Genomic DNA, 20845 nt, shown 5'->3' with positions numbered 1-20845 from the left:
GGAGGATGGCATATGTACCAGGCTTATTATGAAAGCGAAGTAGGTTTGCTTGAAATTACAGCGAATCAAGAAGGAATTACGTCTGTTATATTTGTTGATGAACGACAAGAAGAAAATAAAAATGAAATGATAGAACAATGTATAAATGAGTTAGATGAATATTTTAAAGGGAAAAGAAAAGAGTTTACGGTCCCGCTGTCTGCGGAGGGAACAGCATTTCAAAAAAATGTATGGGATGCACTTTATACTATTCCATACGGCGTAAGTGCTTCATATTTAGATGTTGCAGAGAAAGTTGGAAATACAAAAGCTGTACGGGCAATAGGAGGGGCAAATAGTCGGAATCCAATTTCAATAATTGTTCCATGTCACCGTGTAATAGGAAAGAGTGGAAAGCTTGTTGGATATGCTGGTGGTTTATGGAGGAAAGAGTGGTTATTAAAACACGAAGGTATTTTGAAATGACGTATGGATGGGAAGAGGGATTGTTTTGAAATGTATAAATTGTGGGCAACCTTGCGAGGAGGAACAGTTAAATTGTGCAAGTTGTCAGCGAAACTTGGATAATGAACAAGATGAAGGTAGCTCGTTAATAGATAAAGAACTAGAAGTATATGTAGGGAGACAATATCCGTATTACAAAAGGAAATGGGAACTTGAGAATAAGCGGATTGCTAGGTGGAGTTGGAATGGTTGGGCTGCTATTTTCAATATAGGCTGGCTAGGATATCGTAAGTATTATGTACCAGCTGCTTTATTTATGTTGTTATTAGTAGCGTGTGATGCATTTTCGTATTATATGGGATTTAATGTAGCGTTGCCAATCATTAATATGGTGCCTCTTACGTTTTTATTACTCATTTTTATTCTGTTTGGAATGGGGATTTTTGCAAATGGATTGTACTATCAATTTGCGGAAAGACGTATATACCGAATAAAAGCAAGAGAAATAAAAGATAAATCAGTTGAAAACTATCTAATCAATGATAGCGGCGGAACGAGCAAAATGGGAGCGACAATTGTTACTATTTTAGCAGTTGCCAGCATATTTTTTAGTCATTTCTTTTTTCCGACTGATCGAGACGTTATTCAAAAGGTTCGTACAAGCTCGCTTTATGAATATCCTTTCTTTTCAATAGGTGAATCTTTCGAAAATTATTTTCAAAATTCAGGTTGGATATATTATCGTGGAACGGAAGGGTTAGAATTAGTAGAATTCCAAGGATATAACACCGGAACGCCAAGACAAAAGGTGAAGATTCAATTTGTTGTCGATTATAAATTAGGTGAAGTGGAACCATACTCATTTATGGTTAATGGTGAATCTAAAACTGAAGAAGAGTTTTTGAAGCTGATGGAAGAAATATTTAAAGTTCAAAATCCATTTGATATAGAGGATGGATTACAAGTAAATGCTATTCAAGAAAGCGGCTGGAAAGAAATTTCCGATCGCTTTTTTCTATGTTTGTTAAAATAAATATTTAAAATAATCAGAATCTTTTGTATAATGAAATATATTATATAGGATTTAACTTATACATATAGATTGGGGGAAGGAAGAATGAAGAGAAAGACAACAACAATTGCTGCACTTGCGTTAACGACGAGTGTATTGGTTGCAGGATGTGGGAATGGTGAGAAGGCTTCGACAACGAAGAAAGAATCGAATAAGGGAATGGCAGATAAACAAGTTTTAAATTTGCTAGAAACAGCTGAAATTCCTTCAATGGATACATCTAAATCAACGGATTCTGTATCTTTCCGTGTATTTGTAAATGCAATGGAAGGTTTATATCGTCTAGATAAAGATAATAAACCAACACCAGGTATGGCAAAAGATGTGAAGATTAGTGAAGATAAAAAGACATATACATTTGAATTACGTGATGCGAAATGGTCAAATGGTGATCCAGTTCGAGCACAAGATTTTGTATATGCATGGCAACGTACATTAGACAAAGCAATAGCGGCAGAATATGCATTCATTTTATTTGATGTGAAAAATGCACAGAAAGTAAATAAAGGTGAATTACCATTAGATCAATTGGGTGTTAAAGCGAAGGATGATAAAACGTTGGTAGTAGAATTAGAGCAACCAGCACCTTATTTTCTTGAGCTTACGTCGTTCCCTACATTTTTCCCATTAAATGAAAAATATGTGAAAGAGCAAGGAGATAAATACGGATTAGAAGCAGATAAATTAGTATATAATGGACCATTTACAATGAGTCAATGGAAACATGAACAAAATTATCAGTTAAAGAAAAATCCTAATTATTGGGATAAAGATACTGTAAAGTTAGACGAAATTAATGTAAGTATTGTGAAGGAAACAAGCACGGGAGTAAATTTATATGATAGTGATCAAGCAGATCGAGTTATTTTAACTTCTGAATTTGTTGATAAATATAAAAAGAATAAACCAGATGAATTTAAAACGAAGTTAGACCCGCGTATGTATTTCTTACGCTTTAATCAAAAAAATGCAACATTTAAAAACCAAAAAGTACGTGAAGCGATTGATTTAGCATACGATAAAAAAGGAATTGCTGATGTCATTTTAAATGACGGTTCATTGCCAGCATATTTCTTAGTACCTGAAAAATTCACGACAGGTCCGGATGGAAAAGATTTCCGCTCTGTAAATAAAAACTTCCGTGATAGTAAAGATAACGCAGAGAAAGCAAAAAAATTATGGGAAGAAGCGAAGAAAGAGCTTGGTCAAGATACAATTACGGTTGAATTACTAAACGATGATAACGGTAGCCGTAAAAAAGTAGGCGACTTTATTAAGGAAGAACTAGAGAAAAACTTGCCTGGTATTAAAGTGAATTTGAAACAGCAACCATACAAGCAGAAGCTAGATTTAGAAAAGAAATTCCAATATGAATTCTCATTATCTGCATGGAGCCCTGATTATCCGGATCCAATGACTTATATTGATATGTTTGTTACTGGAAGCTCATTTAATGAAATGGATTATTCTAATCCGAAGTATGATGATTTAGTAGCGAAATCAAAAGGAGAGCTATTAAAAGATGATAAAGCACGCTGGAATGCACTTGCGGAAGCTGAAAAAATCTTAATTGGTCAAGACGCAGCAATTTCTCCTACGTACCAACAAAGTACAGCTTATTTAGAGAAGCCATTTGTAAAAGGCATTGCTAACCATACGTTTGGCGGGGACTTCAGTTATAAATGGGCATATATTACAAAAAAATAGTATAATAAAAGATGAGTGAATTTTCGCTCATCTTTTATTTGTATAAGGAGGAATTATAGTTGTTAAGAGGAATCAATCATATTTGTTTTTCGGTATCTAATTTAGAAAACTCTATTATGTTTTATGAAAAAGTATTAGAAGGAGAATTATTAGTTAAAGGAAGAAAATTAGCTTATTTTAACATATGTGGAGTATGGATAGCGCTTAATGAAGAGACGCATATTCCGAGAAATGAGATTCATCAATCTTATACGCACATTGCATTTTCTGTTGAACAAGAAGACTTTAAATGTCTAATACAGCGATTAGAAGAAAATGATGTTCATATTTTACAAGGAAGAGAACGTGATGTAAGGGATTGCGAATCTATATACTTTGTTGATCCTGACGGTCATAAATTTGAGTTTCACTCAGGGACACTGCAAGACCGTTTAAATTATTATAGAGATGAGAAACCTCATATGACATTTTATTAGGAGGGATAGCATTTGCATGCACTTGTAATTGGTGGAACAGGAATGCTAAAGAAAGTTTCTATGTGGCTTTGTGAGAAACGATTTTATGTTTCTATTATCGGGCGAGATGAAGTGAAATTAGAAAATGTTAAGCGAATGAGTTCTGCACCAGAAAATATTACATGCCTTTCGTTAGATTATTATAATGATGAAGATGTAAAGCTAGCTATTAAAAGTACAATTAAGAAAAATGGCCCGATCACATTAGTTGTTGCATGGGTACACACAAGTGCAAAGCATGCACTATCAAATATTTGTAAAGAACTAGATTTGTCGTCTAAAACATATAGTTTATTTCATATTTTAGGTAGTAAAGCATCACGTATGCCTGCACAAAAAATAGGGAGTACGCGATGTATTTATCATAGAATTATTTTAGGGTTTATTTTAGAAGATACATATGGAAGATGGCTTACTCATGAAGAGATAGCTGATGGAGTTATAAAAGGGATTGAAAGTAAACGAGCGGAGTGGATTGTAGGGAGAGTTGAACCGTGGGAATTACGACCAATATGGTGAGGGGGAGTATGAAATGAAAACAACTATATATGTAACAAGGCATGGTGAAACAGAGTGGAATGTAGCGAAGCGAATGCAGGGACGGAAAAATTCTGCTTTAACTGAAAATGGTATAGTTCAGGCGAAACAATTAGGGAATCGAATGAAAGATTTACCAATCCATGCGATTTATAGTAGTCCGAGCGAAAGAACACTTCATACGGCAGAGTTAATAAAGGGGGAACGTGATATACCCATTATAGCGGATGAGCATTTCTATGAAATCAACATGGGTATATGGGAAGGACAAACAATCGCAGATATAGAAAAGCAATTTCCAGAAGAAGTACATCTGTTTTGGAATGAGCCACATCTTTTTCAGGCAACATCAGGCGAAAATTTTGAGGCCGTTTATGAAAGAGTAATTGAAGGTATGCAGCTTCTTTTAGAGAAGCATAAAGGACAAAACATATTGATTGTTTCTCATGCGGCAGCAGCAAAATTACTTGTAGGGCATTTCGCGGGAATTGAAATAGAAAATGTGTGGGATGATCCATTTATGCATAGTGCCAGTTTGAGCACAATAGAATTTGAAGAGGGTATTGGTAAAGTGAAACAATTTGCAGATATAAGTCACTTTCAATAAATGTAAAAAAGGCCGCAAAACGGCCTTTTTTGGGTGGTATAAAAACTAGCAGTTACGTTTTTTATACCAGAAGTGATCGAATTTCTTATTTTTGCAAGATGGGAATTTATGTCCGCCTTTGCAATCATTCCATTTGTGTCCGCTATCGTGACAGTCTTTACCATGATCACATGAATCATCGTAAGAGTGACCGTGTCTGTTAGGGAAGAATTCGCATTTTTTACAGAAACTTCGTTTTGTCCAGAAAAATTTCTTTTCAAAGCGTATGCATTTTGTAATGAATGTACAATGTTTTCTGCGAGTACGTTTTGTAACTAATACGCATTCTTTTCTACGCGTTACTTTCGTAACGAACGTCCATTTTTGAACACGTACACGTGTACATTTCGTAACAAATGTCCATTTTTTTACATGTGTACATTTTGTAACGAACGTACAATGTTTCACGCGAGTACATCTTGTTCTTGGACATTTACCCCCAGTTGTACATTTACATCCAGTTGTACAATTATGATGAGTGAACTTATCATCATCGCATTCAAAAGTACTTGGATCTTGGTGTAAGAAATCCTCCATCCCAGCACTTTTGATTTCTTCGACAGCTTTTCTAATATCACGTTTCATAGAAATCCTCCTTATCATGTATTAAAGTGAAAAGGTATTCTTTTTCCTTAACATGATATGTATGTAGGCATCTTTCTGAACAGGACAAGAGTGTAATTTTATATAAATAGATGATTGCGGATGTATGGACAAGACAAGGCGCATACATTGAATGAAGAGAACTGAGAAGGGATGAGAAAACATGCTGCCTTCATATGATTTTTTTGTTCATCCAATGTACTTAGTGGAATTGAAAAAGGACATTTGGTCAGATAGTCCAGTGCCAGCAAAATTAACTTATGGAAAAAAGAAGTATGATATTGATATCGTATACCGAGGAGCTCATATTCGCGAATTTGAGAAAAAGTCTTATCATGTTATGTTTTATAAGCCTAAAAAATTTCAAGGTGCGAAAGAGTTTCATTTGAATTCGGAGTTTATGGATCCGTCTCTCATACGAAATAAATTATCTTTAGATTTTTTTCATGATATTGGTGTACTTTCACCAAAATCACAACATGTATTTATAAAAATTAATGGTCAAATTCAAGGTGTATATTTACAGTTAGAATCGGTTGATGAAAACTTTTTGAAAAATAGAGGATTACCGAGTGGTTCTATTTATTATGCGATAGATGATGATGCGAATTTTTCATTAATGAGTGAGCGAGATAAAGATGTTAAGACAGAGCTCTTTGCGGGTTATGAATTTAAATATTCGAATAAAAATAGTGAAGAACAACTGAGTGAATTTGTATTTCAAGCGAATACTTTGACGAGGGAAGCCTATGAAAAAGAGATTGGGAAGTTTCTACATGTCGATAAATATTTACGATGGTTAGCAGGAGTTATTTTTACGCAAAACTTTGATGGTTTCGTTCATAACTATGCACTATATCATAATGATGAAACAAATTTATTTGAAGTTATACCGTGGGATTATGATGCGACTTGGGGGCGAGATGTACAAGGGAGACCGCTTAATCATGAATATATTCGTATTCAAGGTTATAATACGTTGAGTGCAAGATTGCTAGACATACCTGTATTTAGAAAGCAGTATCGAAGTATTTTAGAAGAAATATTAGAAGATCAATTTACAGTTTCGTTTATGAGGCCGAAAGTAGAAGGGTTGTGTGAATTGATTCGTCCATATTTACTACAAGATCCATACATGAAAGAAAAATTAGAAACATTTGATCAAGAGGCTGATATGATTTATGAATATATAAATAAGAGAAGAAAGTATATACAAGACCACTTACATGAATTGGATTAATTTTGAAAGAGATTGAAACGTTATCAATCTCTTTTTTTTTTGTATAATAAAGATGTATCAATAAAAATGAAGTAATATATTTGATAGAGAATGGGGATGCGGATATATGACGATTAAATGGATTGATTGGGTAAAACAAATACAATCTATAGCTCAAGCAGGTTTAACGTATTCTAAGGATGTGTATGATATTGAACGTTTCCAGCAATTACGAGATATTTCTATTTCAATGATGTCACATTACACGAAAACAGATTGGGAAATCGTAGAGAAGTTATTTGCAAGTGAGACAGGCTATCAAACACCTAAAGTTGATATAAGAGCGGTTGTTTTTCAAAATGAAAAGTTATTATTTGTGAAAGAAAAAAGCGATGGGAAATGGGCATTGCCAGGTGGATGGGCTGATGTCGGTTATACGCCAACCGAAGTTGCAGCAAAAGAAGTTTTCGAAGAGACTGGTTATGAGGTAGATCATTTTAAGTTACTAGCTATATTTGATAAAGAAAAACATCAACCATCTCCATCGGCGACGCATGTATATAAGATTTTCATTGGATGCGAGATTATTGGTGGAGAAAAGAAAACTAGCATTGAAACAGAAGAGGTGGAGTTTTTTGGTGAAAATGAATTGCCTAATTTATCAATTGCTAGAAATACAGAAGACCAAATTAAAGAGATGTTTGCCTACATGAAAGACCCGCAGAAAGAGAAATTAATAGATTAATCCTGCTTGAATTGTACATATTGTTAAAATGAAGATATTGGCAGATTGCAGCCTTTATGTAATAATGGGATGGTATGTGAAGAAAAAAGGAGATAAAAAAGAACATGTTAGCAAACATAATAGATCAGTTATTGCAATTTTTTGCAAGCTTAGGTTACTTTGGAGTAGCTCTTGCTTTAATGATTGAAGTAATCCCGAGTGAAATTGTACTTTCGTATGCTGGCTTTTTAGTAGCAAATGGTAAAATTAGTTTTGTGGGTGCAGTTATCGCCGGAACGATTGGTGGTACTTTAGCGCAAATCTTTTTATACTGGCTTGGATACTACGGAGGGCGTCCGGTTGTAGAGAAATATGGGAAATATCTACTTATTAATAAACATCATTTAGACATAGCGGAAGGTTGGTTTAAGCGTTATGGAGCAGGCGTAATATTTTCTGCGCGCTTTATCCCAGTAGTGCGTCATGCGATCTCTATTCCAGCAGGACTAGCTAAGATGCCATTAAAACTATTTACACTTTATACGGTTGTAGCGATCATTCCATGGTCAATTCTATTTATATACTTAGGTGAAAAACTTGGTGGGAATTGGCGACAAATTAAAGAGTATGCATCTGATTACACACATTACATAATTATAGGAGCTGTTCTTTTTATTGCTCTATACTTTGGTTTAAAGTATTTCAAAAAGAAAAAAGCAGCGCGTTAAAGTCAATGATAATTCATTGGCTTTTTTTGTTTGTTTCGGTTCTAAAGAAAAGGAGTTGTCCATAATGTGTAATAATAAAGCGTAGCGGAGGAATGTGATGAAAGGGTCACCGTTTATACGTGGAACGATATTTTTAACGATGGCAACGATGATATCAAAAATGTTAGGGTTTATATATGTTATACCATTTACAGCGATGGTCGGTACGAGTGGTTACGTTCTATACACATACGCATATCGTCCTTATACCATCATGCTCAGCATAGCAACAATGGGATTACCGCTAGCTGTTTCAAAGATGGTATCAAAATATGATCAACTGAATGATTATCATACGGTTAAGAGAGTGTTGAAAAGTGGAATCGTGTTTATGTTTATAATGGGAGTCATTTCGTGTTTTACGTTATATATGCTAGCTCCGCATTTAGCTAAACTTGTCATCGATGGGAATGATCAAACGGGGAATAGTGTAGGAGCGGTTACTACTAATATTCGAATTGTAAGTTTTGCGTTAATACTTGTGCCAGTAATGAGTTTATTAAGGGGCTTCTTTCAAGGATTCCAATCGATGGGGCCTTCTGCATTAAGTGTAGTTGTGGAGCAATTTTTTCGGGTTTTAACCATTTTAATAGGAAGCTTTGTTGTTTTATATGTTTTAAAAGCTTCTGTTTCGCTAGCAGTTGGTATTTCAACGTTCGGTGCCTTTATGGGAGCTGTAGGTGGATTAACTGTTTTAAGTGCGTATTATATGAGAAGGAGAAGGCACTTAAAGAAAAAAGAAATGGCAAGTATACCACAAACAACGAAATCTTTTTTCTCGCTTTATAAGGAGCTCTTTACATATTCTATTCCATTTGTTGTAGTAGGCTTAGCAATTCCGTTGTATCAGACGATTGATACATTTACAATTAATAAACTACTTATACAGATAGGGTATATGCAAGGCGAAGCGGAAAAAATTAATGCAATAATTGGCCTTGTTCAAATGGTTGTGCTTATCCCGGTATCCGTTGCGACAGCTTTTAGTATGTCTCTCGTACCAGAGATGACGAAAGCTTATACAGCAGGAAATACGAAGCTATTGTACAAACATTTTACGAGAACAAATGTATTAGTAGTAGCGATTACGGTACCGGCGGCAATTGGAATGATGGTGTTAGCCAAGCCTGTATATACCCTTTTATTTGGTGCTGGAAATGATCCAGAGATGGGGAGAATCATTTTACAGTATTATGCTCCTGCTTGCATACTATTTTCTCTTTTTACAGTAACGGCTGCTATGCTACAAGGAATCAATCAACAGCAGAAGACGGTGCTAGGACTAGTGATTGGAATTATTGTGAAGATAGTTTTAAATATTGTATTGCTTCCGTATTTCGATTATGTAAGTTTTATCATTTCAACATACGCGGGCTATACGATTTCAGTTGGGTTTAACTTGTGGATGCTTTCTAAATATGTTATAAAGGCAACATAAGCTTTTAAGGCAGAGAGCACTCTGTCTTTTTCTATGTTTATCCCGCTCTAACGGGCAGTAAGATCCTCATCTCAAAATTCAGCGAAAGAAAAGAAGTTTGGTTGGGGGCGGGCAGCCCGTAAAAGCCCGATTGGTGAGGGCTGAAAATCAGTGGGGGATGAAGCCCCCACTGATTAAAGTTTCACTTTATAATATTTTTCTTATAAAAACGTTTTCAAAATAATTTTTCTATTGAAATTTAAACGTATGTTTCATATGCTGAGAATGGCGGTTTAAAAACTGTGATTTAAGAGAGGTAGATTCCTACATGTAAAAAGAATCGGGGTGATAGTATGTTAAATATATATTTAACAGACCGAAACGGAAAACTACAAGAGATTGAGGAAATGCAAAAGGGGTGCTGGATTAATGTACTTCATCCAACAGAAGAAGAAATTCAATATCTAGTACAAACTTTAAATGTAGACTTAGATTTCATTAAAGACCCTTTGGATGATGAAGAACGCTCTCGTATTGAAAAGGAAGACAATAATACTTTAATTATCGTCGATATTCCGACAGTTAGACATGACGAAGAAGGAAATTCGATTTATGACACGATTCCAATAGGTATGATTGTGATGCCGGATTGTTTTGTTACAATCTGCTTAGAAGAGAATCCAATTTTTGAACGTTTTATTAATCAACGTATTAAAGAATTTTATACGTTTAAGAAGACGCGCTTTGCACTTCAGCTCTTATATACGATTTCTACTTATTATTTAAGATACTTAAAGCAAATAAATCGAAAAACAATTGATTTAGAGCATCAATTAAATCAGTCAATGAAAAATAAAGAGATTTTCACATTGTTAGGCCTTGAGAAAAGCTTAGTATACTTTACAACGTCATTAAAGGCTAATAAAATTGTAATTCAAAAGTTAATGCGTAATAGTACATTTTTAAAAATGTATGAAGACGATCAAGATTTATTAGAAGATGTATTAATTGAAAATAAACAGGCTATTGAAATGGCGGAAATATATAGTCATATTTTAAGTGGAATGATGAATACTTTTAGCTCCGTTATATCAAATAATTTAAATAGTGTTATGAAACTGTTAACGTCAATTACGATCATTTTATCTTTACCGACGATGGTTTCTAGTTTCTTTGGAATGAACGTAAAGGTTCCGTTTGAAGGAGAAGCCCACGGTTTTGTAATTGTACTCATCATATGTGTAACACTATCTTTCACGTTAGCTTTTGTTTTTTGGAAGAAACGTTACTTTTAAAGATAAGAAAGCTGCTCTAGCATAGTTATACAACTACGCTAGAGCAGCTTTTTTGCTATGAAATCTCAAATTTTGAATAGAATATAACTTGTACAATGTAATGTATATAAAGGGTATGTATTCCATATAAGCCTTGTTCAATTAATGAAATGGGGTTAAAATTACATATTGTTAATGAAAAGTTGGAGGAAATACATCATGGAATTGTTTCAATTACCGAAAGCATTCCTGCAAATGAATACAATTTTTATCTCCATATTGATCGAAGCACTTCCTTTCGTGCTCATTGGTGTATTTATTTCAGGATTCATTCAAATGTTCGTGACAGAAGATATGGTGGCAAAATGGATGCCGAAAAACCGATTTCTGTCTGTTTTATTAGCTACTTTTTTAGGTATGTTGTTTCCGGGCTGTGAATGTGGAATTGTTCCGATTGTAAGACGATTAATTGGAAAAGGTGTTCCACCATACGCAGGGATTGCATTTATGTTAACTGGACCTATTATTAATCCAGTTGTATTATTTGCTACTTATGTTGCCTTTGGGAGTAGTATGCACATGGTATGGTATCGTTCTATTGTAGCGATTATCGTAGCCATTATCGTTGGAATTATATTATCCTTTATGTTTAAAGAACATCAATTAAGAGATGATCACTTCCCAGAAGTGAATAATAAGCGTCCACTGCGTAAAAAAATGTGGGATGTATGTACACACGCTGTTGAGGAATTCTTCTCAATGGGAAAATATTTAGTACTAGGTGCGTTAATTGCAGCAGCGGTACAAACGTTTGTACAAACTTCAACACTTCTTGCTATTGGACAAGGTCCGTTTTCTTCATCAGCTGTTATGATGGGACTTGCTTATATATTATCACTTTGTTCAGAGGCAGATGCATTTATCGCTTCTTCGTTCCAAAGTACGTTTTCAACAGCTTCACTTGTCGCGTTCCTCGTTTACGGACCGATGGTGGATATTAAAAATATGTTTATGATGCTTGCGACATTTAAAACGAAATTTGTAATTGTTGTTATAGTTACAGTTACTCTTGTTGTTTATGCAAGCTCACTACTCATTTATGCGATGGGGTGGTAGGTTATGTTTCGAGCATATATATTATTAGGTTTTACAATATTAATTGCGCAGCTTCATATTTCTGGTAACATTACGAAGTATATCAATATGAAGTATGCCTATTTATCAACAACAGCAGCAATTATTTTAGGTTTCTTAACGATTATACAAATTATCGTCGTTTTCCAAAAAGAGCACCAAAAGGAAAAAGAGAAAAATGATTGCAGTTGCGACCATAGCCATTGCGGGCATGATCATTCAAAAGATGAGAATACATGGTGGAAAAAAGCATTTTCGTACTCATTGTTTTGTTTTCCAATTATCTCAGGGTTATTTTTCCCAATTGCGACGCTAGATTCGGATATTGTTAAAGCGAAGGGCTTTCACTTTCCTGTTGCACAAGCAGAAAGTAAGGATCCATTTATGACAAGACAATTCCTAAGACCTGATACGAGCATTTATTACGGGAAAGAAGGATACCGCGGTGTAATGGAAAAAGGGAAGAAAGAGTTTGTTACGAAAGACAATATTAATTTGAAAGATGAAGACTTCCTAAAGGGTATGGAAACAATTTATAATTATCCTGGCGAGTTTACTGGGAAAAAATTATCTTTTAAAGGGTTTGTTTTTAGAGATGATTCTTCTAAAAAAGAACAATACTTCTTATTCCGTTTCGGTATTATACATTGCGTAGCAGATTCTGGTGTGTATGGTATGTTAGTGAAAAAACCAGAAGGCGTAGAGTGGAATAATGATGACTGGATTCAAGTAGAAGGAGAGATAACTACTGAGTTTTATCAGCCGTTTCATGCGAATATTCCTGTATTAGAAGTAACAAAATGGAATAAAGTTGAACAGCCGAAAGAACAATATGTATTTAGAGGAGCCGATTGATAAAATCGGTTCTTTTTTGTGGACTAAAAGTTCTGAATGTTGTTAATATTAAACGTGTAGTTCATTTAGTATAGTGATTATTGAAATATTAGGGATAGATCATTAAAGGGGTGATAACAATGACAGAAGTAAAGGGGAAAACAGCCAATGAGTCAAGGGTGTTCAAAACGAGCCGAGTCTTCCCAACAGATTTAAATGATCATAACACGCTATTTGGTGGGAAGATATTAGCGGAGATGGATATGGTTGCTTCTATTTCAGCATCCAGACATTCAAGAAAGGAATGTGTCACAGCATCTATGGACTGGGTCGATTTCTTACATCCTGTTCGTTCTTCAGATTGTGTTAGTTATGAATCTTTCGTAATTTGGACGGGAAGAACTTCGATGGAAGTGTTTGTGAAGGTAGTGGCTGAAGATTTAATTTCAGGTGAGAAGCGTATAGCGGCAACGTCATTCGTTACTTTTGTGGCACTTAGTAAGGAAAATAATCCAGTTCCAGTACCGCGTGTTATCCCTGAAACCGAAGAAGAGAAAGAATTACATCGTATTGCTGTGTTACGTGCAGAACAGCGTCATATACGTAAGGCAGAGAGTAAGAAAGTAGCCACATTGTTAACCTTTTGAGATGAATATTTAGCCATTTAAGTTACTATAGCAGTCGGAAATGGTTTTAAAATGAAAAGCGGACACCTAAAAATAGGTGTCCGCTTTTATAGTTTTTTCATCCACATATCATATGACAGTAGCTACTTAGCAGAAGCAAGCAGCACCGACGATGATTAAGAGGATAAATAATACGACTAATAGCGCAAATCCATTACCATGTGCGAAGCCCATTGTTATTTCCTCCTTTTATTTTAAGATACAACATACAATATGCAAATGAGCTATTGTTTGATATGGACATATATCATGCAATGACATATTTTCTTGAATGATAATGTAATAAAAAAGGGAAGATATAGAAATAACAGTAAGTGGAGAAAGGAATTTATCCATGAAGCACTTTTTCGCTATAATCCTTTGTTTAATAGGTGTATTCATTTGGATGAACATCGATGTGGAAATGGGGAAGGAAATGGCTAGTGAATATGAATTAGGACAAGTTCGATTAGGTGAATTTCAACTATATACGAACGGTGAAGAGTTATATAGAAAATTATTTGACGATATAAACGATGCAGAAAAGTATATATATATCCATTTTTATATTGTAGGAAAAGACGAAATAAGCCAAGAGTTTTTACAGTTATTAGAGAAAAAAGCATCTAGCGGAGTAGAAGTGAAATTGTCAGTCGATCGGGTAGGCGGATATAAGCTGAAGAAAAAGGTAATTAGCCGATTAAAGGAAAACGGTGTGAAGTTTACATTTAGTAAAAAACCGAAACTGAAAAATATGTTCTATTCTTTGCATCAACGAAATCATAGACGTATTGTTACGATAGATGGAAAGGTATCATACGTCGGTGGCTTTAATATCGGAAAGGAGTACCTTGGACAAAATCCAAAGTTTGGGCCATGGCGTGATTATCACGTGCGTATCCATGGTGAGGGTGCAGCGGATATGGAAAGAAAGTTCGCCGAAGATTGGAAAGAAGATACAGGAGAAAAAATGCCTATACATGAAAGTATACCTACATTAGGGAATATAAAATATCAATATTTATTTTCAAATGGAAAAGGCTTATGGGAAAAATATGGAGCACTATTAAAGCAGGCTAAAAAGTCTTTAATTATCGCTACACCATATTTTGTACCAAGTAAAGAAATGGTGAAAGAGTTAAAAGCTGCATTAAATCGTGGTGTTAATGTGAAAATTCTCGTGCCATTTAAAAGTGATGCCATATTGTTAAAACAAGCTGCCTATCCATATTTGAAAGATATGTTACATGCTGGAGCGGAGATTTATCAATATCGAAATGGATTTTTTCATGGGAAAGTAACAATCATTGATGGAGAAATTGTTGATATTGGGACAGCGAATTTTGATAATAGAAGTTTTTATTTAAATTGCGAGTCTAACTGTATCATATATGATAAAACAGTTGTTGATGAAGTATGGAGTCGATTACAGGTAGACTTTCATAAATCAAAACGATTTTCTGAAGAAGATTTTGAGAAAATTAGTAGATGGGATTGGTTTTTAGCAAGAATAGCGAATGTTTTAGCATCATATTTATAGTATATGGACAAAAGAGAAGGGAGGCGCTTTAATGGACTGTATGAAAGAATTAATGAGATATAGTTATATGCTAATATACAAGGTTGGAGAGTATACTGGAAAGGTCAGAGACGAAGAATTAAAAAATCTATTACAGCACCATTTACCATATATGTTACAAGCATATAATGAACAAGTAAATTTTCAAGAAGGAGAGAATGTGCAGCATATAACCTGTGAACCAACGGAGTTTGATTTGCATGAAATGGAAAAGGAAACAGTTAGTAAATATACAGGGGATATTCATATTGCAACCAGTTATATTGCGCACTTGAAACGATTAGCTTTAAAGTTTGCTCAAGTTGCAGTGGAAGTTGCTAATCCAGAGTTTCGCTCATTTTTGGAAAATTGTTTCCTGAAAATGAACCGTTACGCTTATAGTGTGTGGCAATATGTTATGAAGAAGGAATATAAGATTACACATCTATATGAAAATGAAAAGTTTGCATGAGAAACTAAGGCGAAATGGTATGCGCCTTAGTTTTTTTACGTCCATTGAGAGAAAAAACTAGTTTTATTGTGTATCGATTGGAAATAAAATAAAATCAGGTTTTGTTATCAGAAAATTTACAAAAATTTACCGTATATTTACTGTTTTTCAATCTCTCCTTTAAAAATAGAGAGTAATATGAGGTTGTACATATTCTATCACAAGGAGGAAACGCAAATGAACAAATGGGTTAAATCATTAACTGCTATGGCACTTGCAAGTTCTTTATTAATGGTAGGTTGTAGTAAAGGTGAGGACAAGAAGAAAGAAGACGACACAACAACACAACAAGAGGATAAAAAGGATAAAGAAACAAGCGGAACCGAGAAGTCTACTGATTCTAAAGAAAAGAAATAAAGTAATAATAAAGCTTCCTCTCATATATGAGGAAGCTTTTTTGTTGTAAATTGACTGAGATTATTGAAAAATAGAAAGAGAATGAAAGAGGGGGAAAACAAATGAAAGTATGTATATTGGGAGCAACAGGACGAGTAGGTTCAAACATAATTAATTTAGCATTAAAGGATTCAGCTGAAGTGACTGCATTAGCGCGTGATTTAAATAGAATAGAAATACAACATGAAAGGCTACGAGTGATAGAAGGTAATGTATTGAACGAAAATGATATAAAGAAAGTGATAGAAGGAAGCGATATAGTAATTAGTACACTTGGAACGGATCAAAATGGAACATTAGGGAAGAGTATGCCACAAATCATTAAGCAAATGGAAGAAGAAGGGGTTCGTAGAATCATAACAATAGGAACAGCTGGTATTTTACAAGCAAGAACAAATCTAAATTTATATCGTTTTCAATCAACGGAATCAAAAAGGAAAACGACAACGGCAGCGGAAGATCATTTGGCTGCATATAAAGTACTAAGTAATAGTAATAATTTATGTTGGACAGTTGTTTGTCCGACACATTTAATAGATGGTGAGGCGACAGAGGTATATCGAACTGAAAAAGATATATTGCCAGAGGGTGGATCAAAAATTACAGTGGGTGATACAGCACACTTTGCATGGGATCTATGTAAGAAAAACATATATGAAAATAGTCGAGTAGGTATTGCATATTAAAAAACCATCCCGAAGTCGGGATGGTTAAAAGATGATATAACACAAGAAGATGATAATCATAATGATTTGGAGAATTGCTTTCGCTACTGTACTGCTTAAAAAACCAACTACAGTAGCGACTCCAACTAGAAAGGCATCTTTTGGCGCTTTTTTATGCACTAGTTCTGTTATAAATACTGATAAGAACGGTATGATAATAAGTCCGAATGGTGGGAAGAAGAACGATCCGACAATGATAGAAATCATTCCGACACGTTCGCCCCATTTAGAACTACCGTATTTTTTTAAGAAATATCCATTTGCAATAAAATCAGCAACGAAAATGAAAAGAGTGAAAATGACTTGAATAATCCAAAAAGAAGTTGTTAATTCGCCTCCATTTATACCGAAATGGTAAATCAAATATCCAGCCCAGACAGCTAGTATGCCAGGGATAATTGGATAAATAAAGGCGAGAAATGAAACAATGAAACAGGCAATGATACAAATTGTTAATAAAACGGTCACTTTATAGCTCCTTTTTAATATCTAGTTTATGTACAGCAACTTTTTTGACTTGATGTCCATCAAGTTCTAATACTTTAAATTGAAAACCAGCATATTCAATGGAATAGCCAGCTTCAATATTTAAGTCAACTGCTTGAGAAAGAAGCCATCCTCCGATTGTATCTAAATCACTATCATCAATATGTAGGCCAAACATATCATTTACTTCAGAAATAAGCACCTTTCCATCTAAAACAGTAAGCTTAGGTGTACGCTTTTCAATCATAGGTGATTCATCCGCATCGAATTCATCTTGAATTTCTCCAATGATTTCTTCAAGAATATCTTCCATCGTTAAAAGTCCGGCAGTACCACCATATTCATCCATAACGATTGCCATCTGAACGCGATTTTTTTGAAGATGGACTAACGTTTTACGAATTGGAACTGTTTCAAATACAGTTAGAACAGGATGTATATAAGATTCAAGTGGTTTATAAATACCTTTCGTTTGATCATGGAATACTTCTTTCGTATTGATCATCCCAATGATATCATCTTTATCTTTTTCGATAATTGGATAGCGTGTATATTTTTCAGTAGCGACGATATCCATATTTTCTTCTAACGTATTTTCAGTAGATAAGCAAATCATTTCGGTACGAGGAACCATAATTTCTTTTGCAACTCGATCATCAAATTCAAAAATGTTATTTACATATTTATATTCGGTTTGGTTTATTTCACCGCTTTTAAAACTTTCACCTAAAATGAGTCGCAATTCCTCTTCAGAATGAGCAAGTTCACTTTCTTTCGCAGGTTCTAATCCGAGTAATTTTGTGAAAAATATAGCTGTACTATTGAGTAGCCAAATGAATGGGTACATAATTTTATCAAATAAAATAAGCGGTCTTGCAAATTTGAGTGTGATCGCTTCTGCTTTTTGAATTGCGAAAGACTTTGGAACTAATTCACCTAATACAACGTGGAAAAATGTAATAACACTAAAAGCGATAACAAAAGATAAAGTGTTAGCCATTGTTCCAGTAATATTAATTTTTTCAAAGAGCGGTCGTAGTATATGCTCCACAGTTGGTTCACCAAGCCAACCAAGTCCTAAAGAAGTGATTGTAATTCCGAGCTGACAAGCTGATAAATAAACATCTAAATTAGATAGGACGCTTCTTGCAGCTAAAGCTTGTTTATTACCTTCATTTGCAAGTTGGTCAATTCGACTTTTTCGTACTTTTACAACAGCGAATTCTGATGCAACGAAAAAGCCAGAAATAAGAATAAGTACAAAGATGAGAAAAATATTTAATATGTCCAAGCGTGTTCTCCATTCCAAGGTTTGGAATAAAGATGTCACCTCCTGCAATTATGTTATACTTTTATAATAAATCCAAATGAAAAGAATAGTCAAAGGAAAAGGGTAAATATTGGTATGTTTCTGTAATAGTTTTTGAATTTGCTGTTATTTTGTCCGCTATACAAAAGGAATAACCCCCTACTTTTAGATTATAGAGGGTTATTTTAAATTAAGGTTTTGGAACACTTCTCGTCAAAGTGTATGACTGTTGTTTGGAGTAGTTTGTGGTCCATAGTGTTTGAAGGAAAGAAAGTATGCTATATGGGATATAGAGTAGTAATAAGCCGATTGTAACAATTATGGGTGAATTTCCGCCAAATTGAACGATAAATTGTAACAGTCCATTTGCATGAAAAACGCATTCCATAAAAACGAATGAAAGAATAATGGAACCTAAAATTGATTTATGATTCGAAGTAAGCGCCAAAAACAATGTATCCACAAGAAAAGAATCATGTTTTATTTCATATTCATTTGTGTTTTTTAAGAAAGGAATCCATTTTTTTACTGCTTGCATAACGATAATCATGGAAGTACTACATACGATGATAAATGATGAGTAGTAAGGAAGGTTTATAAATTGTGCGATGTATAGAAGTAGTAATAAGACTGAACATTGTAATACTACAGTGCAAAAAGAGTAAGGTATCCATTTCAATACAGTAGTAAACTTTTTAAACGAATTAGGTAATTTGAAAAATAAATGGCCGATACCCAAACTTATGAAAAATCCGATCGCAAGGGTAAAAGTAAAACGAACAATCGATATAAAATATATTTCCCATATGTAAGGGAATAATGGTGTTGAATGATTAGAAGTATGTATCATTTGGTTTGCTGAGAAAAAGATAGATTCATGCATCCAATCAACCTTTGGAATTGATATAGAAGAAAGCTGTGCGAAGTTTTGAAAAATGCTAATAAATCCATTTTGATAAGAATAATTGTGTGTAATAAAAAGAGCTGGAATAGGACTTATGGCAAAAATAACAATAATACCAATTATAAATTTACATACATGTGAGCGTAATAAGGACATATAACCACCTACTCTTAGAATATTCAGAAAATTCTTATTCTTATTTTAGCTTTTTTTGAAAGAAGTTACAATATATTTTTCATTCAGTAATTCAGAGAGAAGATTTGATAGCAAAAATATGCAAGTGAAGGATTCATGAATAAATTATGACAAGAAAATGAATAATTTTCAGAAAAATAAAATAAATTATTTATTTTTTTCTGAAAATATAATATAGTTATGGCACAGAAAGTATTTTAACATAAGGAGGCTTTTTATGAGGATTAAAGGGAATTACGTGCCGAAAAGGGAAGTTTTACTGTGCTCAAGTTCGATTACGATAGGGGAAGCGTTAGAGCATTTAAATAAAACGGGGTATCGTTGTGTACCAGTTTTAGATGAAAAAAAAGAGAAATTTTTAGGGAATATATATAAAGTAGATATTTTAGAATATAAAGGATCACTTGATGAGAGTGTAATACAATTATTAAACGATAAAGAAGGATTTGTGAGAGAAGATTCATCTTTCTTTAAAGTATTTTTTACAATAAAAAAATTGCCTTATTTATCAGTAGTTGATGAAAAAGGGGTTTTCCTTGGAATTTTAACGCATAAAAAAGTTTTTGAGTTATTAGAGGATGCATGGGGTGTTCACTCTAGTAAATACTCTGTCATGATTGGAACGCAAGACTATAATGGAGCAATCCAAAAGTTATCGACAGTTTTAAAGAAATACACTGGTATTCAAAGTTTGATGACTTTTGATAATGATGCCTTATTAGTTCGTAGAATTATGTTTACATTAGGAGAAGAGTTTAACGACGGTGAATTAGAGACATTATTGAAAGATTTAGAAGATCACGGATTTAGAGTTGTGTATGTGGAAGAGATGAAAAATCCACGTGAAGTTGAAACGATAGAGTAACATACAAAAGCCATCTAAATTATATTAGATGGCTTTTGTATGTTACGTGTATAAAGTTATTTGAAAATAACGATCGAATAATAGGTGAGATTATAACAATATTTGTGTAAGAGAATAAAAAATGTAGATAATTTCGATTTTCAAAAAAATCAATTTGAAAATATGTTTTTATTTTGCAACTAAATATGTTACTATATGTGTGATAAAAACAAAGAGGTCTGACAACTATACTCCACGTAATAACACTCTAATGATTTAAAAATTCAAAAAAATCAAAAATTAAAATAATAATTATATTAATGATTAGAGTAAAAATAAGGGGAATGGAGAAATTATGG

At 33.8% G+C, this 20845-nt stretch carries 24 protein-coding genes; 19 read left to right on the top strand and 5 right to left on the bottom strand.

The window, feature by feature from the left end:
* Positions 1-12: 12 nt before the first annotated feature.
* The 6 genes from AU379_RS13995 (at position 13) to AU379_RS13970 (ending at position 4882) form a co-directional block, all read left to right on the top strand.
* A complete protein-coding gene (locus AU379_RS13995) occupies positions 13-465 on the top strand; it encodes a methylated-DNA--[protein]-cysteine S-methyltransferase (RefSeq protein WP_000283915.1) in 453 nt (150 codons plus the stop codon).
* Positions 466-490: 25 nt separating this feature from the next.
* Positions 491-1477 (top strand): DUF2628 domain-containing protein, encoded by a 987-nt coding sequence (locus AU379_RS13990; protein ID WP_002098546.1) that lies wholly within the window; start codon positions 491-493, stop codon positions 1475-1477.
* A gap of 84 nt (positions 1478-1561) precedes the next feature.
* Entirely contained in the window at positions 1562-3223 is a 1662-nt protein-coding gene (locus AU379_RS13985) for a peptide ABC transporter substrate-binding protein (RefSeq protein WP_000824274.1), read from the top strand.
* Between the two features lie 59 nt (positions 3224-3282).
* On the top strand, positions 3283-3699 hold the full coding sequence (gene fosB / locus AU379_RS13980) for a FosBx1 family fosfomycin resistance bacillithiol transferase (RefSeq protein ID WP_000943769.1): 417 nt from the start codon (positions 3283-3285) through the stop codon (positions 3697-3699).
* Positions 3700-3711: 12 nt separating this feature from the next.
* Positions 3712-4257, top strand: coding sequence for a short-chain dehydrogenase (locus AU379_RS13975; protein WP_061139426.1), 546 nt, complete (start codon positions 3712-3714; stop codon positions 4255-4257).
* A gap of 13 nt (positions 4258-4270) precedes the next feature.
* The gene (locus AU379_RS13970; RefSeq protein ID WP_061139425.1) at positions 4271-4882 is read left to right on the top strand and encodes a phosphoserine phosphatase 1; all 612 of its coding nucleotides are present in this window, start codon (positions 4271-4273) and stop codon (positions 4880-4882) included.
* Positions 4883-4927: 45 nt separating this feature from the next.
* Here AU379_RS13970 and exsB read toward each other — a convergent pair whose 3' ends face one another.
* Positions 4928-5506 (bottom strand): exosporium protein ExsB, encoded by a 579-nt coding sequence (exsB, locus tag AU379_RS13965; RefSeq protein ID WP_061139424.1) that lies wholly within the window; start codon positions 5504-5506, stop codon positions 4928-4930.
* A 181-nt stretch (positions 5507-5687) separates the two neighbouring features.
* Between exsB and cotH the strand changes: the two genes are divergently transcribed.
* From cotH to AU379_RS13925, 8 genes are all read left to right on the top strand, one after another.
* A complete protein-coding gene (gene cotH, locus AU379_RS13960; protein WP_000937999.1) occupies positions 5688-6764 on the top strand; it encodes a spore coat protein CotH in 1077 nt (358 codons plus the stop codon).
* Between the two features lie 106 nt (positions 6765-6870).
* Complete coding sequence (locus AU379_RS13955; protein WP_000153576.1) at positions 6871-7488, top strand: NUDIX hydrolase; 618 nt, start codon at positions 6871-6873, stop codon at positions 7486-7488.
* Positions 7489-7592: 104 nt separating this feature from the next.
* Positions 7593-8195 carry a DedA family protein gene (locus AU379_RS13950; RefSeq protein WP_000880691.1) on the top strand — a complete coding sequence of 201 codons (603 nt, stop codon included), beginning with the start codon at positions 7593-7595 and terminating at the stop codon, positions 8193-8195.
* A gap of 97 nt (positions 8196-8292) precedes the next feature.
* Positions 8293-9672: a polysaccharide biosynthesis protein gene (locus AU379_RS13945; protein WP_000678847.1), complete on the top strand. Its 1380-nt coding sequence runs from the start codon at positions 8293-8295 to the stop codon at positions 9670-9672.
* Between the two features lie 332 nt (positions 9673-10004).
* The gene (locus AU379_RS13940; protein ID WP_000932389.1) at positions 10005-10946 is read left to right on the top strand and encodes a magnesium transporter CorA family protein; all 942 of its coding nucleotides are present in this window, start codon (positions 10005-10007) and stop codon (positions 10944-10946) included.
* Positions 10947-11144: 198 nt separating this feature from the next.
* On the top strand, positions 11145-12041 hold the full coding sequence (locus AU379_RS13935) for a permease (protein WP_000418716.1): 897 nt from the start codon (positions 11145-11147) through the stop codon (positions 12039-12041).
* Between the two features lie 3 nt (positions 12042-12044).
* Complete coding sequence (locus AU379_RS13930) at positions 12045-12914, top strand: TIGR03943 family protein (RefSeq protein ID WP_000488043.1); 870 nt, start codon at positions 12045-12047, stop codon at positions 12912-12914.
* Positions 12915-13033: 119 nt separating this feature from the next.
* Complete coding sequence (locus AU379_RS13925; RefSeq protein WP_000141164.1) at positions 13034-13540, top strand: acyl-CoA thioesterase; 507 nt, start codon at positions 13034-13036, stop codon at positions 13538-13540.
* 126 nt (positions 13541-13666) lie between these two features.
* Here the strand turns inward: AU379_RS13925 and AU379_RS29185 are convergent, their stop codons facing one another.
* On the bottom strand, positions 13667-13753 hold the full coding sequence (locus AU379_RS29185) for a YjcZ family sporulation protein (RefSeq protein WP_000505094.1): 87 nt from the start codon (positions 13751-13753) through the stop codon (positions 13667-13669).
* A 160-nt stretch (positions 13754-13913) separates the two neighbouring features.
* On the opposite strand from AU379_RS29185, the gene cls reads away from it, so the two are divergent.
* From cls to AU379_RS13905, 4 genes are all read left to right on the top strand, one after another.
* Complete coding sequence (cls, locus tag AU379_RS13920; protein ID WP_030025390.1) at positions 13914-15098, top strand: cardiolipin synthase; 1185 nt, start codon at positions 13914-13916, stop codon at positions 15096-15098.
* 31 nt (positions 15099-15129) lie between these two features.
* Positions 15130-15588, top strand: a complete 459-nt coding sequence (locus AU379_RS13915) for a spore coat protein (protein ID WP_044584381.1) — start codon at positions 15130-15132, stop codon at positions 15586-15588.
* A 216-nt stretch (positions 15589-15804) separates the two neighbouring features.
* Positions 15805-15984: a hypothetical protein gene (locus AU379_RS13910; protein ID WP_001045960.1), complete on the top strand. Its 180-nt coding sequence runs from the start codon at positions 15805-15807 to the stop codon at positions 15982-15984.
* Between the two features lie 101 nt (positions 15985-16085).
* Complete coding sequence (locus tag AU379_RS13905) at positions 16086-16709, top strand: NAD(P)H-binding protein (protein WP_000861655.1); 624 nt, start codon at positions 16086-16088, stop codon at positions 16707-16709.
* Positions 16710-16733: 24 nt separating this feature from the next.
* Here the strand turns inward: AU379_RS13905 and AU379_RS13900 are convergent, their stop codons facing one another.
* From AU379_RS13900 to AU379_RS13890, 3 genes are all read right to left on the bottom strand, one after another.
* Entirely contained in the window at positions 16734-17216 is a 483-nt protein-coding gene (locus AU379_RS13900; protein ID WP_000217334.1) for a DUF456 family protein, read from the bottom strand.
* 1 nt (position 17217) lies between these two features.
* A complete protein-coding gene (locus tag AU379_RS13895; protein ID WP_000353738.1) occupies positions 17218-18525 on the bottom strand; it encodes a hemolysin family protein in 1308 nt (435 codons plus the stop codon).
* Positions 18526-18733: 208 nt separating this feature from the next.
* A complete protein-coding gene (locus tag AU379_RS13890; RefSeq protein WP_061139423.1) occupies positions 18734-19603 on the bottom strand; it encodes a hypothetical protein in 870 nt (289 codons plus the stop codon).
* Positions 19604-19859: 256 nt separating this feature from the next.
* Here AU379_RS13890 and cbpA point away from each other — a divergent pair, with 256 nt between their 5' ends.
* Positions 19860-20507 (top strand): cyclic di-AMP binding protein CbpA, encoded by a 648-nt coding sequence (cbpA, locus tag AU379_RS13885; RefSeq protein WP_001220526.1) that lies wholly within the window; start codon positions 19860-19862, stop codon positions 20505-20507.
* Positions 20508-20845 lie beyond the last annotated feature (338 nt).

The organism is Bacillus sp. JH7, from assembly GCF_001563515.1.
Lineage (GTDB): Bacteria > Bacillota > Bacilli > Bacillales > Bacillaceae_G > Bacillus_A > Bacillus_A cereus.
This window is presented reverse-complemented; position numbering and strand designations above follow the sequence as displayed.

Bases quoted from the DNA above. Each gene is read 5' to 3' on its own strand.
- AU379_RS13995 (WP_000283915.1), top strand. From the start codon at position 13: ATGTACCAGGCTTATTATGAAAGCGAAGTAGGTTTGCTTGAAATTACA.
- AU379_RS13985 (WP_000824274.1), top strand. From the start codon at position 1,562: ATGAAGAGAAAGACAACAACAATTGCTGCACTTGCGTTAACGACGAGT.
- AU379_RS13970 (WP_061139425.1), top strand. From the start codon at position 4,271: ATGAAAACAACTATATATGTAACAAGGCATGGTGAAACAGAGTGGAAT.
- exsB (WP_061139424.1), bottom strand. From the start codon at position 5,506: ATGAAACGTGATATTAGAAAAGCTGTCGAAGAAATCAAAAGTGCTGGG.
- cotH (WP_000937999.1), top strand. From the start codon at position 5,688: ATGCTGCCTTCATATGATTTTTTTGTTCATCCAATGTACTTAGTGGAA.
- AU379_RS13955 (WP_000153576.1), top strand. From the start codon at position 6,871: ATGACGATTAAATGGATTGATTGGGTAAAACAAATACAATCTATAGCT.
- AU379_RS13950 (WP_000880691.1), top strand. From the start codon at position 7,593: ATGTTAGCAAACATAATAGATCAGTTATTGCAATTTTTTGCAAGCTTA.
- AU379_RS13945 (WP_000678847.1), top strand. From the start codon at position 8,293: ATGAAAGGGTCACCGTTTATACGTGGAACGATATTTTTAACGATGGCA.
- AU379_RS13940 (WP_000932389.1), top strand. From the start codon at position 10,005: ATGTTAAATATATATTTAACAGACCGAAACGGAAAACTACAAGAGATT.
- AU379_RS13935 (WP_000418716.1), top strand. From the start codon at position 11,145: ATGGAATTGTTTCAATTACCGAAAGCATTCCTGCAAATGAATACAATT.
- AU379_RS13930 (WP_000488043.1), top strand. From the start codon at position 12,045: ATGTTTCGAGCATATATATTATTAGGTTTTACAATATTAATTGCGCAG.
- AU379_RS13925 (WP_000141164.1), top strand. From the start codon at position 13,034: ATGACAGAAGTAAAGGGGAAAACAGCCAATGAGTCAAGGGTGTTCAAA.
- AU379_RS29185 (WP_000505094.1), bottom strand. From the start codon at position 13,753: ATGGGCTTCGCACATGGTAATGGATTTGCGCTATTAGTCGTATTATTT.
- cls (WP_030025390.1), top strand. From the start codon at position 13,914: ATGAAGCACTTTTTCGCTATAATCCTTTGTTTAATAGGTGTATTCATT.
- AU379_RS13915 (WP_044584381.1), top strand. From the start codon at position 15,130: ATGGACTGTATGAAAGAATTAATGAGATATAGTTATATGCTAATATAC.
- AU379_RS13910 (WP_001045960.1), top strand. From the start codon at position 15,805: ATGAACAAATGGGTTAAATCATTAACTGCTATGGCACTTGCAAGTTCT.
- AU379_RS13905 (WP_000861655.1), top strand. From the start codon at position 16,086: ATGAAAGTATGTATATTGGGAGCAACAGGACGAGTAGGTTCAAACATA.
- AU379_RS13890 (WP_061139423.1), bottom strand. From the start codon at position 19,603: ATGTCCTTATTACGCTCACATGTATGTAAATTTATAATTGGTATTATT.
- cbpA (WP_001220526.1), top strand. From the start codon at position 19,860: ATGAGGATTAAAGGGAATTACGTGCCGAAAAGGGAAGTTTTACTGTGC.